At 56.7% G+C, this 14,110-nt stretch carries 10 protein-coding genes (1 of these 10 cut by a window edge); all 10 read right to left on the bottom strand.

Features of this window, described 5'->3' with window-relative positions:
* Window positions 1-1,870, bottom strand: partial view of an elongation factor G gene (gene fusA / locus R2E40_RS01560; protein WP_011707695.1) — the 5' portion only. Its footprint begins 236 nt before the window's first position; 1,870 of the gene's 2,106 nt are visible here — the first part of the coding sequence; it begins with the start codon at window positions 1,868-1,870; the stop codon falls past the left edge of the window.
* 75 nt (window positions 1,871-1,945) lie between these two features.
* Window positions 1,946-2,416 (bottom strand): 30S ribosomal protein S7, encoded by a 471-nt coding sequence (gene rpsG / locus R2E40_RS01555; protein ID WP_005306266.1) that lies wholly within the window; start codon window positions 2,414-2,416, stop codon window positions 1,946-1,948.
* 93 nt (window positions 2,417-2,509) lie between these two features.
* Entirely contained in the window at window positions 2,510-2,884 is a 375-nt protein-coding gene (rpsL, locus tag R2E40_RS01550) for a 30S ribosomal protein S12 (protein ID WP_005306278.1), read from the bottom strand.
* 183 nt (window positions 2,885-3,067) lie between these two features.
* Window positions 3,068-3,346, bottom strand: a complete 279-nt coding sequence (tusB, locus tag R2E40_RS01545) for a sulfurtransferase complex subunit TusB (RefSeq protein WP_318164597.1) — start codon at window positions 3,344-3,346, stop codon at window positions 3,068-3,070.
* A gap of 7 nt (window positions 3,347-3,353) precedes the next feature.
* A complete protein-coding gene (tusC, locus tag R2E40_RS01540) occupies window positions 3,354-3,710 on the bottom strand; it encodes a sulfurtransferase complex subunit TusC (protein ID WP_016352262.1) in 357 nt (118 codons plus the stop codon).
* 9 nt (window positions 3,711-3,719) lie between these two features.
* Window positions 3,720-4,112, bottom strand: a complete 393-nt coding sequence (tusD, locus tag R2E40_RS01535) for a sulfurtransferase complex subunit TusD (RefSeq protein WP_076362046.1) — start codon at window positions 4,110-4,112, stop codon at window positions 3,720-3,722.
* 86 nt (window positions 4,113-4,198) lie between these two features.
* Window positions 4,199-4,579, bottom strand: coding sequence for a RidA family protein (locus tag R2E40_RS01530; protein WP_318164596.1), 381 nt, complete (start codon window positions 4,577-4,579; stop codon window positions 4,199-4,201).
* Between the two features lie 25 nt (window positions 4,580-4,604).
* Window positions 4,605-5,321 (bottom strand): transcriptional regulator, encoded by a 717-nt coding sequence (locus R2E40_RS01525; RefSeq protein WP_005306294.1) that lies wholly within the window; start codon window positions 5,319-5,321, stop codon window positions 4,605-4,607.
* A 197-nt stretch (window positions 5,322-5,518) separates the two neighbouring features.
* Window positions 5,519-9,823: a DNA-directed RNA polymerase subunit beta' gene (gene rpoC / locus R2E40_RS01520; RefSeq protein WP_011707700.1), complete on the bottom strand. Its 4,305-nt coding sequence runs from the start codon at window positions 9,821-9,823 to the stop codon at window positions 5,519-5,521.
* 91 nt (window positions 9,824-9,914) lie between these two features.
* Window positions 9,915-13,943, bottom strand: a complete 4,029-nt coding sequence (gene rpoB, locus R2E40_RS01515) for a DNA-directed RNA polymerase subunit beta (RefSeq protein ID WP_318164595.1) — start codon at window positions 13,941-13,943, stop codon at window positions 9,915-9,917.
* Between the last annotated feature and the right edge of the window lie 167 nt (window positions 13,944-14,110).

Here is a 14,110-nt window from a genome sequence, read left to right as displayed (position 1 = left end):
TGTAGTCTTCCGGAGTCTCGACTTCTACTTTCATGATCGGTTCGAGCAGAACCGGGTTGGCCTTCATGAAGCCAGCCTTAAAGGCCATGGAAGCAGCGATCTTGAACGCCAGCTCGGAAGAGTCGACATCGTGGTAGGAACCGAAGTGCAGACGCACACCCAGATCCATTACCGGATAGCCTGCCAGCGGGCCGGACTTCAGCTGCTCGCGGATACCCTTGTCAACACCCGGGATGAACTCACCAGGAATGACGCCGCCCTTGATGTCGTTGACGAATTCGTAGGCTTTGCCTTCTTCCAGCGGGTACATGTCGATCACAACGTGACCGTACTGACCACGACCACCGGACTGCTTGGCGTGCTTACCTTCGATATCCTTGACGGTGTTACGAATGGTTTCACGGTAGGCAACCTGCGGCTTACCTACGTTCGCTTCTACCTTGAACTCGCGACGCATACGGTCAACGATGATGTCCAGGTGCAGCTCACCCATACCGGCGATGATGGTTTGGCCAGACTCTTCGTCAGTCCATACGCGGAAGGACGGGTCTTCCTGAGCCAGACGGCCCAGAGCCAGGCCCATCTTCTCTTGGTCAGCCTTGGTTTTCGGCTCAACCGCGATGGAGATTACCGGTTCCGGGAATTCCATACGCTCGAGGATGATCGGCGCTTTTTCGTCACACAGGGTGTCACCGGTGGTCACGTCTTTCAGACCGATGGCGGCAGCGATGTCGCCTGCGCGAACTTCTTTGATCTCTTCACGCTTGTTGGCATGCATCTGAACGATACGGCCAAAACGCTCGCGCTTCTCTTTAACGGAGTTCAGCACGGAGTCACCGGAGTTAACCACACCGGAGTAAACGCGGAAGAAGGTCAGGTTGCCTACGAACGGGTCGGTAGCAATCTTGAATGCCAGAGCAGCGAACGGCTCGTCATCAGAAGCATGACGCTCGTCTTTGGTTTCACCATCCAGCTTCAGACCGTCGATGGCTGCTACGTCGGTCGGCGCCGGCAGATAGTCAACCACGGCATCCAGCATGGCCTGTACGCCCTTGTTCTTGAACGCGGAGCCACAGGTAACCAGGATGATTTCGTTGTTCAGAACGCGCTGACGAAGAGCTTTCTTGATCTCTTCCTCGGTCAGTTCTTCACCACCCAGGTATTTTTCCATCAGGTCTTCAGACGCTTCAGCAGCGGCTTCAACCAGGGTCATGCGCATTTCTTGCGCTTTTTCCAGCAGCTCAGCCGGGACGTCTTCGTAATCGAAGGATACGCCCTGGTCAGCTTCGCTCCAGTTGATGGCTTTCATCTTGACCAGGTCGATAACGCCCTTGAAGTTCTCTTCTGAACCGATGTTCAGTTGCAGCGGAACCGGGTTACCTTTCAGACGGGTCTTGATGTGCTCAACGCAGCGCAGGAAGTTGGCACCGGTACGGTCCATCTTGTTGACGAACGCGATACGGGGAACCTTGTACTTGTTAGCCTGACGCCATACGGTTTCAGACTGTGGCTGTACGCCACCTACGGCACAGTACACCATCACAGCGCCGTCCAGAACACGCATGGAACGCTCTACTTCGATAGTAAAGTCAACGTGGCCCGGGGTATCGATGATGTTGATACGGTGCGGTTGGAACTGTTTGCCCATACCGGACCAGAAAGCGGTGGTCGCGGCGGAGGTGATGGTGATACCACGCTCTTGTTCCTGTTCCATCCAGTCCATGGTGGCGGCGCCATCGTGAACTTCACCGATCTTGTGACTTACACCGGTGTAAAACAGAACGCGCTCGGTAGTAGTAGTCTTACCGGCGTCGATGTGAGCGGAGATACCGATATTACGATAACGCTCAATGGGGGTTGTACGAGCCATTGTCATCCTCTTACTAGGGCACTTGTCCCCAGATAATTAAAGGTGCGCAGAGCCAAAAGACCCTGCGCAAGCGGATTACCAGCGGAAGTGAGCGAAAGCCTTGTTCGCTTCAGCCATACGGTGTACGTCTTCACGTTTCTTGACAGACGAACCCTTATTGTCAGCGGCATCCAGCAGCTCGCCAGCCAAACGCTGAGCCATTGATTTTTCACCACGTTTACGAGCGGCATCAACCAACCAGCGCATTGCCAGGGCATTGCGGCGAACCGGACGAACTTCTACCGGTACCTGATAGGTTGCACCACCGACACGACGAGATTTAACCTCGACGGCCGGACGAATGTTGTCCAGGGCTTCTTCGAATACGGCCAGGTGCTCTTTGCCAGTCTTGGTGGCAATGATGTCCAGCGCGCCATATACGATGGCTTCGGAAACAGATTTCTTACCGTCAACCATTACTACGTTGACAAATTTAGCCAGCAGCTCTGATCCGAACTTGGGATCCGGCAGGATTTTACGCTGACCAACAACACGACGTCTTGGCATTTCAAATTCTCCGTAACTTCAGGGGTTACCCAAAACTAGAAAGTTATCTAACTAGAAACGAATTAACGTTTGGCCTTACTTAACGGAGAACCATTAAGCTTTCGGACGCTTCACGCCATACTTGGAGCGAGCCTGCTTACGGTCTTTAACACCGGCACAGTCCAACGCACCACGAACGGTGTGATAACGAACACCTGGCAAGTCTTTTACACGACCGCCACGGATCAGAACAACAGAGTGCTCTTGCAGGTTGTGACCTTCACCGCCGATGTAGGAGGTGACTTCGAAGCCGTTGGTCAGACGTACACGGCATACTTTACGCAGTGCAGAGTTAGGCTTCTTCGGGGTGGTGGTGTATACACGGGTGCACACGCCACGCTTCTGAGGGCACGCTTCCAGCGCCGGCACGTTGCTTTTCACAACGAGCTTGATGCGTGGCTTGCGAACCAACTGGTTAATAGTTGCCATCAAAAGGCTCCTGATAATGACTTCATAAACATGTGAAAAATCCTCCCCGCAGATACGGGGACGCGAAATTTTATGCCCTGTTGTCAAGGGAGTCAAGATTTATACAATCCGAGCCAGGAAAGGCAGTGAAGAGACCTTGGAAAATATCGCTAACAGGCTGAAATGATTATATAAAAATGGCGGTCAGCCAGCCCAGGTCTGCGGCGAGCCTTTTTCCGCGATCAGAGCCACCAAGCCGGCCATGTCCAGATCCAACCCGATCCGTTGTTGCAATCCCCTCGCCTGCAGGTCTTCCCGCATGACATAGAGCGGCACTCCGGCCAGCCGTACACACCACTGAGGGGCCGTGGCAGCGACGACGGCATCCTGCATCAGCACCAACACATCCTCTGGCTGGCGGTAGGTCAGCGCCTGCTCCAGGTCCTGGCTCTGGAAGGGAGAGGTCAATATCAGCTGTATCATGGTCACCTCAAAAGCAGATGTGGGTCGCACAGGCATCCCACTGGTGCCGGATGTCGGTGCGGGACAAGCCAGTCACGGGGATCAGCAGATCCGCCACCGTCAGGCCACGCTCGGCCAGCGAGTCGGTGCACACATAGACCTCCTCGATGTCGTAGAGCTCGAGCAGTTTGAAGGTCGGCGCATAGTGACGCTGCAAGATGGCCTGCGGCTGCTGCTCCCTGAGCAGTTGCAGCACGCCATCCCCGATGAGGAACAGGGCCAGCGACTCGGTCATGGCCGAAGTAGCCAGCAGGGCATCCAGACCTTCCCGCCCGGCGGCAGTACCGTGCGGCCCGCGCCGGCAAATAAACGCTATCTTGTGCATGGCTGCCTCCTAAAACTGGACGAATCGATCGGCGGTCAGGCTGGCCTCCGCCAGCTGACCCAGCCCGCTCAGGCAAAATGGCGGCTCCAGGTTGAAGTGTGCCCTGCCCAGCCCCTTGGCCTCCTGCTCATCCAGCACACCGCGCCGCATGGCGGCGGCGACGCACACATCGATACGGATCCCTTGCTGGTTGGCCAGTTCACGCCACAGGGCGACCAGGTTGCTCTCATCGGAGGCAGGAGCATGCAGCCCGTTACCGTTGCAGACCCCATCCTGGTAGAAGAACAGGTGAGACAAGCAATGGCCCTGCTCGATGAGGCTCAAGGCAAAGCGATAGGCGGTACTGGCCGACTGGGTGCCATAGGCGGGCCCCGTTACCAGCAGGGCAAAATTCAGACTCATATCCGGACTCCTGCGCATGTGTTCGTCCATTCTACGCCAAACACAAAAAAGCCCCTCCTGGGAGGGGCTCTTCGTGCAGCCTTGGATCAGACGTAAGCGATGGCCTCGACTTCAACCAGCACATCCTTCGGCAGACGCGCCACTTCCACACAGGAGCGGGCAGGAGGGGCTTCACCGAAGTAACGGGCATAAACCTGGTTGAAGGCAACAAAGTTGTTCATGTCGCTGAGGAAGCAGGTAGTCTTCAGTACCTTGCCGGTATCGGCTCCCGCTTCCTTCAATACTGCAACCAGGTTCTTCATCACCTGCTCGGCCTGCGCTTCGATACCGCCAGCCACTATCTCCATGGTGGCCGGATCGAGCGGGATCTGCCCGGAAGTGAAGACCAGCTCGCCCAGTTTGGTGGCCTGAACATACGGGCCAATTGCGGCAGGAGCCTTGTCGGTTGCAATAACTTCTTTAGCCATTCTTGTCTATCCCCTTCTATGGCGCTTACTCGTTTTCGTCTTCACCCTGCTTGCGCTGTCGGATGTACAGATAAACGGTATGTTTGGAAATGTTCAGCTTGTCGGCGACCAGGTTGATCGAGTCCTTGATATCAAATATGCCCTTCTCGAACAGCTGGGTCACGATAAACCTGTTTTTAGCATTGTTGGCAACGGTCGGATCGCGGTTGATCTCGTCGATGGTGTTGTCCACCGTCTGGGCAACCAGCTCTTCCACACTGTTGGCAAAGGTCTCCGGCGACTGACGCTCGACTTGTTGCGGCGTCGGGAAAAATTCGGCGACAAACTCGTGAAAAGGTGCGTTGATGTGCAGGTTGATACAGATGAGGCCGATCACCTGCTTGTCGCTGTTCCTGATGGCGATGGTACTCGACTTCATCAGGGCACCGGTACGGCTGCGAGCAAAATAGCTCTGGGTGTAATCCTGGCCGGTATTCTCGATGTCCTTGAGCATACGCAGCGCGAGATCGGTAATGGGGGCCCCCTCATTCCGTCCCGTATTGAACCCGTTGGCAATCTTGATCACGGACTCGTGCAGATTTTCCAGGGAGTGAAGCACCACTTCACAGTGCTTGCCGAACAACTCGGCCAAGCCATCGATCAGCCCATCGTATGAGCGCAACAATTCCCTGTCTTCGTCTGTAAAAGTGCGACCGATCAGTTGCTCTTCGGGAAGCATCACTTCCTCGATACCGACAGTCATGTTCTACCCCTGTAATACCCATTCAACTTTCCCGAGTTTTCAGTTGCGAGGGGTCAATGTCAACTTTTTTTGATTTTTTACTCTGCAACCTTGCTCTGGATCATCCGAATATCCGCGTGGCGTCTGGCTTTGACGAGAAAATCGACAATAAAAAAGGGCCCCATGAAGGGGCCCTTTTCATTCGCTACAGCGGAAGATTACTCTTCGTCAAAACTGCCGGCTGCGTTGAGCAGATCCGCCAGGTTTTGCTGAGCTTCATCGGCAGTCACCTGCGGCACACCAACAGCACGGGCTGCGGCGGCACGCTGGTTGATCCGGCCGTGGTGGTAGGCAAAGCCAGTACCAGCCGGGATCAGACGACCCACGATCACGTTCTCTTTCAGGCCACGCAGTTCGTCACGCTTGCCGCCAACGGCCGCTTCGGTCAGAACACGGGTGGTTTCCTGGAAGGAAGCCGCGGAGATGAAGGACTCGGTGCTCAGAGATGCCTTGGTAATACCCATCAGGATGTGACGGAAGGTGGCCGGGGTCTTGCCCTCAGCAACCAGCTTACGGTTGGCAATCTTAACGCGAGCCACTTCAACCTGTTCGCCTTCGATCAGGTCGGTGTCGCCAGCGCTCAGGATCTCGCACTTGCGCAGCATCTGACGCACGATGACTTCGATGTGCTTGTCGTTGATCTTAACGCCTTGCAGACGGTAAACGTCCTGCACTTCGTTGGCGATGTAGTTGGCGACCGGGCTGATACCGCGCAGACGCAGAATGTCGTGAGCAGACTCAGGACCGTCCGCCAGCACTTCACCCTTCTCAACTTTTTCACCTTCGAACACGTTCAGGTTACGCCACTTCGGAATCATCTCCTCGTAGACATCGCCACCATCGGTCGGGGTGATGACCAGACGGCGTTTGCCCTTGGTCTCTTTACCGAAGGAGATGGTACCGGAGATCTCGGCCAGAATTGCCGGTTCCTTCGGTTGACGTGCTTCGAACAGATCCGCAACGCGCGGCAGACCACCGGTGATGTCCTTGGTACCGCCGGACTCTTGCGGGATACGCGCTACCGCGTCACCCACGCCCACGTTGGCACCATCTTCCAGGTTCACGATCGCCTTGCCCGGCAGGAAGTACTGGGCGGCTACATCGGTACCCGGGATCATCACGTCCTTGCCGTTCAGGTCGACCAGTTTCACGGTCGGACGCATCTCTTTACCGGCGCTCGGACGCTCGTTGACATCCAGCACGACGATGGAGGAGAGACCGGTCAGCTCGTCGGTCTGACGAGTAATGGTCACGCCATCGATCATGTGTTCGAAGTGCAGACGACCCGCTACTTCGGTGATGATCGGGTGAGTGTGCGGATCCCAGTTGGCGACGGTTTCACCGGCGTTCACGGCCTGGCCATCTTTCACTTCCAGCACGGAACCGTAAGGCAGCTTGTGGCTTTCCTTGGTACGGCCCATCTCGTCCATGATGGTCAGTTCGGTAGAACGGGAGGTGATAACCAGTTTGTCGTCGCTGTTGTGAACGAACTTGGCGTTCTGCAGCTTGATGCTACCGGTGTTCTTGACCTGGATGCTGCTCTCGGCAGCGGCACGGGATGCGGCACCACCGATGTGGAAGGTACGCATCGTCAGCTGGGTACCCGGTTCACCGATGGACTGGGCGGCGATAACACCGACAGCCTCACCCTTGTTAACCAGATGACCACGGGCCAGATCACGGCCGTAGCAGTGAGCACAGTTACCGAAGTCGGTCTCACAGGTGATGGCAGAACGTACCTTCACGCGATCAACAGAGTTGCGCTCCAGCAGGTCACACAGCTGCTCGTCGAGCAGGGTGTTGCGCGCTACCAGCACTTCGTCTTCAGTACCCGGCTTGATCACGTCATCGGCAACCACACGGCCCAGCACGCGCTCACGCAGCGGTTCGACCACGTCGCCACCTTCGATCAGCGGAGTCATCCACAGACCTTCGGTAGTGCCGCAATCGTCCTCGGTGATCACCATGTCCTGTGCCACGTCAACCAGACGACGAGTCAGGTAACCGGAGTTCGCAGTCTTCAGTGCGGTATCCGCCAGACCCTTACGAGCACCGTGAGTGGAGATGAAGTACTGCAGTACGTTCAGACCTTCGCGGAAGTTCGCGACGATCGGGGTCTCGATGATGGAACCATCCGGCTTGGCCATCAGGCCACGCATACCGGCCAGCTGACGGATCTGGGCTGCGGAACCCCGCGCACCAGAGTCGGCCATCATGAAGATGCTGTTGAACGAGGCTTGCTCTTCTTCTTCACCCAGCGAGTTGACGTTACGCTCTTTGGACAAGTTCTCCATCATGGCCTTGGAGACGCGCTCGTTGGCGCTGGCCCAGATATCGATAACCTTGTTGTAGCGTTCGCCCGCGGTCACCAGACCGGACAGGAACTGGTCCTGGATCTCGGCAACTTCGGCTTCTGCAGCGGCGATGATGTCTTTCTTGGCATCCGGGATGACCATGTCATCGATACCAACGGAAGCACCGGACAGGGCCGCATAGTGGAAACCGGTATACATCAGCTGGTCAGCGAAGATGACGGTGTCCTTCAGGCCCTGCTTGCGATAGCAGGTGTTCAGCAGACGGGAGATGAGCTTTTTGCCCAGCGCCTTGTTGGATACGGATTTGATCCAGTTCTGCGGGTTGGCATCCAGGTCAGCCTGCTCTGCAGCAGTCAGCACCTTCGGCTCGTCGATCAGCGCGTATTCCATGCCTTTCGGCAGGATCAGGCTCAGGATCGCACGACCAACGGTGGTGTTCTTCATCTCGGTGTGAGCACGCAGCGAACCGTCTTCCTGACGCAGGTATTCGGTGATGCGAACTTTCACGCGAGCATGCAGATCGGCCAGACCGGCGCGGTATACCTTCTCGGCTTCTTTCGGGCCGGACAGCACCATACCTTCGCCCTTGGCGTTGATACGGGCGCGGGTCATGTAGTACAGACCCAAGACCACGTCCTGAGACGGAACGATGATCGGCTCACCGGAGGCAGGCGACAGGATGTTGTTGGTGGACATCATCAGCGCGCGCGCTTCCAGCTGGGCTTCCAGGGTCAGCGGTACGTGGACCGCCATCTGGTCACCGTCGAAGTCCGCGTTATAGGCGGCACAGACGAGCGGGTGCAGCTGGATGGCCTTGCCTTCGATCAGGGTCGGTTCAAACGCCTGGATACCCAGACGGTGCAGGGTCGGTGCACGGTTAAGCAGAACCGGGTGCTCGCGGATCACTTCGTCCAGAATGTCCCAAACGACAGCTTCTTCGCGCTCCACCATCTTCTTGGCGGCCTTGATGGTAGTCGCCAGACCGCGGGATTCCAGCTTGCCATAGATGAACGGCTTGAACAGCTCCAGCGCCATCTTCTTCGGCAGACCGCACTGATGCAGACGCAGAGTCGGACCTACGGTGATAACGGAACGACCGGAGTAGTCGACACGCTTACCGAGCAGGTTCTGACGGAAACGACCTTGCTTACCCTTGATCATGTCGGCCAAGGATTTCAGCGGGCGCTTGTTGGAGCCAGTGATGGCACGACCACGACGGCCGTTGTCCAGCAGGGCATCGACGGACTCTTGCAGCATGCGCTTTTCGTTGCGCACGATGATGTCCGGAGCAGCCAGATCCAGCAGGCGCTTCAAGCGGTTGTTACGGTTGATCACGCGACGATACAGATCGTTCAGATCGGAAGTCGCGAAACGGCCGCCGTCCAGCGGTACCAGCGGACGCAGGTCCGGCGGCAGCACAGGCAGCACTGTCATGATCATCCACTCCGGCTTGTTGCCGGACTGCAGGAAGGCTTCCATCAGCTTCAGGCGCTTGGTGGTCTTCTTGCGCTTGGTCTCGGAGTTGGTCTGATCCAGCTCTTCGCGCATGGTGCGCACTTCGCCTTCCAGATCGATGGCGCGCAGCAATGCCAGGATTGCTTCGGCACCCATCTTGGCGTCGAATTCGTCGCCCCACTCTTCCAGTGCGTCCAGGTACTGCTCTTCGGACAGCATCTGGCTGCGCTCGAGGTTGGTCATGCCGGGTTCGATCACTACATAGGATTCGAAATACAGCACGCGCTCGATGTCACGCAGGGTCATGTCCAGCAGCAGACCGATACGGGACGGCAGGGACTTCAGGAACCAGATGTGGGCAGTCGGGCTGGCCAGCTCGATGTGGCCCATACGCTCACGACGGACCTTGGTCTGGGTCACTTCTACGCCGCACTTCTCACAGATCACACCACGGTGTTTCAGGCGCTTGTACTTGCCGCACAGACACTCGTAGTCCTTCACCGGTCCGAAGATACGGGCGCAGAACAGACCATCACGTTCCGGCTTGAAAGTCCGGTAGTTGATGGTCTCAGGCTTTTTGACCTCACCGAATGACCAGGAGCGGATCATGTCAGGAGAGGCCAGACCGATCTTGATACTGTCAAACTCTTCGGTCTTGGTCTGAGCCTTCAAAAACTTGAGTAAGTCTTTCACGTGTTTCCCCTGTCAGGAGTCTAACCTCGGCGCCCCTACTGCCGAAACAGCGGGGCGCCCACGTCAATTCTCGAACAATAAGAGCGAGCTCTTACTCTTCGTCCAGCTCGATGTTGATACCCAGAGAGCGGATTTCCTTCAGCAATACGTTGAAGGATTCGGGCATGCCCGGCTCCATACGGTGGTCGCCATCCACGATGTTCTTGTACATCTTGGTACGGCCGTTCACATCGTCAGACTTGACGGTCAGCATCTCCTGCAGGGTATATGCCGCACCGTAAGCCTCCAGGGCCCACACTTCCATCTCACCGAAACGCTGACCACCGAACTGTGCCTTACCACCCAGCGGCTGCTGAGTAACCAGGCTGTAAGAACCGGTAGAACGCGCGTGCATCTTGTCGTCTACCAGGTGGTTCAGCTTCAGCATGTACATGTAACCCACGGTGACCTTACGCTCGAAGGCGTTACCGGTACGACCGTCGAACAGGGCGATCTGACCGGATTCCGGCAGGTCGGCCAGCTTCAGCAGGGCCTTGATTTCACGCTCTTTGGCGCCATCAAAGACCGGCGTTGCTACCGGCAGACCCTTGCGCAGGTTACCGACCAGGGTACGTACGTCGTCGTCGGACAGCTCGGCCACGTTCACTTGCTGGGTGTCTTTCTCGCCCAGGTCATAGACCTGTTGCAGGAAGTCACGCATCTCGTGCAGTTCGCGCTGTTCCTTGACCATGCGGTCGATCTTCTCGCCGATGCCCTTGGCCGCGAGGCCCAAGTGCACTTCGAGGATCTGACCGATGTTCATACGGGACGGTACGCCCAACGGGTTCAGAACGATGTCGACCGGACGGCCGTACTCGTCATGGGGCATATCCTCGACCGGACAGATCTTGGAGATAACACCCTTGTTACCGTGACGACCCGCCATCTTGTCACCCGGCTGGATGCGACGCTTGACGGCCAGATAGACCTTGACGATCTTCAGTACGCCCGGCGCCAGGTCATCGCCCTGGATGATCTTGCGACGCTTGTTCTCGAATTTCTTGTCGAACTCGGCCTTCAGCTCAACGTGCTGTTCAGCGATCTGTTCCAGCTCGATTTGCTTGGCTTCATCTTCGATGGCCAGTTCAAACCACTTGGAGCGATCGAGCTTGTTCAGACGGTCTTCGCTGTAACCGGCGGCCAGCAGCAGGTTGCGGGAGCGGCCGAAAATGCCGTCTTCCAGGATCTTGAACTCTTCGGTCAAGTCCTTCTTCGCTTCCTTCAGCTGCATCTCTTCGATTTCTTTGGCGCGCTTGTCTTTTTCCACGCCATCGCGGGTAAAGACCTGCACGTCAACCACGGTACCGTACACACCGTTCGGCACACGCAGGGAGGAGTCCTTCACATCGGACGCCTTCTCACCGAAGATGGCGCGCAGCAGCTTCTCTTCCGGCGTCAGCTGGGTTTCACCTTTCGGCGTTACCTTACCGACCAGAATGTCGCCGCCCTTCACTTCAGCACCCACGTAGACGATACCAGACTCGTCCAGCTTGGACAGAGCGGCTTCACCCACGTTCGGGATGTCAGCAGTGATCTCTTCCGGACCCAGCTTGGTGTCACGGGAGATACAGGCCAGTTCCTGGATGTGAATGGTGGTCAGGCGATCTTCCTGAACAACACGCTCGTTCACCAGGATCGAGTCTTCGAAGTTGTAACCGTTCCACGGCATGAACGCGACGCGCAGGTTCTGACCCAGCGCCAGTTCACCCAGGTCGGTGGACGGGCCGTCAGCCAGCACGTCGCCCGCCATCACCGGCTCGCCCAACATCACGCACGGACGCTGGTTGATACAGGTGTTCTGGTTGGAACGGGTGTATTTGGTCAGGCTGTAGATGTCGATGCCGGCTTCGCCAGGCAGCAGCTCATCTTCGTTGACCTTGATAACGATACGGGAGGCATCGACGTAGTCGATCATGCCGCCACGCTTGGCCACTACGGTAACACCGGAGTCAACGGCCACAGCGCGTTCCATACCGGTACCAACCAGCGGCTTGTCGGCGCGCAGGGTCGGTACAGCCTGACGTTGCATGTTTGAACCCATCAATGCGCGGTTCGCGTCATCGTGTTCCAGGAACGGGATCAGGGCCGCTGCCACAGATACGATCTGCTGCGGGCTCACGTCCATATACTGGATCTGGTCGGCGTTCATAAAGGTGGATTCACCTTTGTGACGGCACGGGATCAATTCATCTTTCAGACGGCCATCTTCGGTAGTCGCGGCGTTAGCCTGTGCGATCACGTACTTGCCTTCTTCAATAGCAGACAGATAGTCCACTTCGTCGGTGATCACACCGTCAATGACCTTGCGGTACGGGGTCTCGAGGAAACCGTACTCGTTGGTACGAGAGTACACGGACAGAGAGTTGATCAGACCGATGTTCGGACCTTCAGGCGTTTCGATGGGGCACAGACGACCGTAGTGGGTCGGGTGTACGTCTCGAACTTCAAAGCCGGCACGCTCACGAGTCAAACCGCCCGGGCCCAGCGCGGAAATACGACGCTTGTGGGTCACTTCGGACAGCGGGTTGTTCTGGTCCATGAACTGGGACAGCTGGCTGGAACCAAAGAACTCTTTGACTGCGGCGGAGATCGGCTTGGCGTTGATCAGATCCTGCGGCATCAGGGTGTCCAGGTCGCCCAGGGAGAGACGCTCCTTGACCGCACGCTCGACACGCACCAGACCGACGCGGAACTGGTTTTCAGCCATTTCACCGACAGAACGGATACGACGGTTGCCCAGGTGGTCGATATCGTCCACTTCGTCGTTACCGTTACGGATGTCGATCAGGCGCTTCATCACATCGACGATGTCGTCTTTGGTCAGCGTACCCACGCCGGTCTCGTCTTCACGAGCCAGACGGCGGTTGAACTTCATCCGACCTACGGTAGACAGGTCGTAACGCTCGGAAGAGAAGAACAGGTTCTCGAACAGCTGTTCTGCGGCTTCGCGAGTCGGCGGCTCACCCGGACGCATCATGCGATAGATTTCGACCAGCGCTTCCAGGCGGCTGGAGCTGGAGTCGATACGCAGGGTCTCGGACATGTAGGCACCGTGATCCAGTTCATTGGTGAACAGAACCTCGAAGTGCTTGAAGCCGGCTTGGGAGAGGTTGGCTACCGCTTCCAGGCTCAGCGCCTGGTTGGCAGTCACTACCATCTCGCCAGTTTGCGGATGTGCGTAGTCCTTGGCAGCAACTTTGCCAACAACATACTCAACCGGCACCTCAATCTGGGTAACGGAATCTTTTTCCAACTGACGGATGTGACGCGCAGTCACTCGACGACCGGTCTCAACCACCACGGCGCCATTGACCACGATGTCAAAGGTCGCAGTTTCACCACGCAGGCGCTCCGGCACCAGATCCATCATCAACTTGCCATCTTTGACTTCGAAACCGATGGTCTCGAAGAAGGTGGCCAGAATCTGTTCGGAACTGAAATCCAGGGCACGCAGAATAATGGATGCCGGCAGTTTACGACGACGGTCGATACGGACAAACAGGTTGTCTTTCGCATCGAACTCGAAGTCCAGCCAGGAGCCACGGTAGGGAATAACGCGAGCGTTATACAGCACCTTACCGGATGAATGTGTTTTGCCTTTATCGTGGTCGAAGAAGACGCCCGGGCTACGATGCAGCTGGGAGACGATTACCCGCTCGGTACCATTGATAACAAAGGTGCCGTTCTCGGTCATGAGCGGAATTTCGCCCATGTATACTTCTTGTTCCTTGATGTCTTTGACGGTGCCGGCAGCTGCTTCACGGTCGTACAGAACCATACGAAGCTTGACACGCAGCGGCGCGGAGTAGGTCACTCCACGGATCTGGCATTCTTTTACGTCAAATACCGGCTCACCCAGGCGATAGCTGACATACTGAAGCTCAGCACTACCGGAGTAACTGGTGATCGGGAAAACGCTACGGAAAGCGGCCTCTAGGCCATATTCACCTTCCGGGTCAGCCTCGATGAACTGCTTGAAGGAGTCCAGCTGAATGGACAACAGATAAGGCGTGTCCAGTACCTGGTCTCGCTTACCGAAGTCCTTACGAATGCGTTTTTTTTCGGTATAAGAGTAAACCATAGGGTTCCTCAGCTCGCTGATAAGTGACCCACTCTGTCCCACGGGACAGCTCTGTCTCAACACCGTTTTGTGTTGGCCCGGACGAATGAAAACAGTCCGGATTGCTGGTGCACCGAGAGTCGTAAACGGTGTGAAATGCTCTCAGTCTACAGCGCAAAAAGGCTGGT

This window comes from Aeromonas sp. CD (genome assembly GCF_033349375.1).
GTDB classification, from domain to species: domain Bacteria; phylum Pseudomonadota; class Gammaproteobacteria; order Enterobacterales; family Aeromonadaceae; genus Aeromonas; species Aeromonas hydrophila.
This window is presented reverse-complemented; position numbering and strand designations above follow the sequence as displayed.

Excerpts from the sequence above, each read along its gene's own strand:
- R2E40_RS01530 (WP_318164596.1), bottom strand. The coding sequence starts at position 4,579 with ATGGCTAAAGAAGTTATTGCAACCGACAAGGCTCCTGCCGCAATTGGC.
- tusC (WP_016352262.1), bottom strand. The coding sequence starts at position 3,710 with ATGCACAAGATAGCGTTTATTTGCCGGCGCGGGCCGCACGGTACTGCC.
- tusB (WP_318164597.1), bottom strand. The coding sequence starts at position 3,346 with ATGATACAGCTGATATTGACCTCTCCCTTCCAGAGCCAGGACCTGGAG.
- rpsL (WP_005306278.1), bottom strand. The coding sequence starts at position 2,884 with ATGGCAACTATTAACCAGTTGGTTCGCAAGCCACGCATCAAGCTCGTT.
- rpsG (WP_005306266.1), bottom strand. The coding sequence starts at position 2,416 with ATGCCAAGACGTCGTGTTGTTGGTCAGCGTAAAATCCTGCCGGATCCC.
- tusD (WP_076362046.1), bottom strand. The coding sequence starts at position 4,112 with ATGAGTCTGAATTTTGCCCTGCTGGTAACGGGGCCCGCCTATGGCACC.
- rpoB (WP_318164595.1), bottom strand. The coding sequence starts at position 13,943 with ATGGTTTACTCTTATACCGAAAAAAAACGCATTCGTAAGGACTTCGGT.
- R2E40_RS01525 (WP_005306294.1), bottom strand. The coding sequence starts at position 5,321 with ATGACTGTCGGTATCGAGGAAGTGATGCTTCCCGAAGAGCAACTGATC.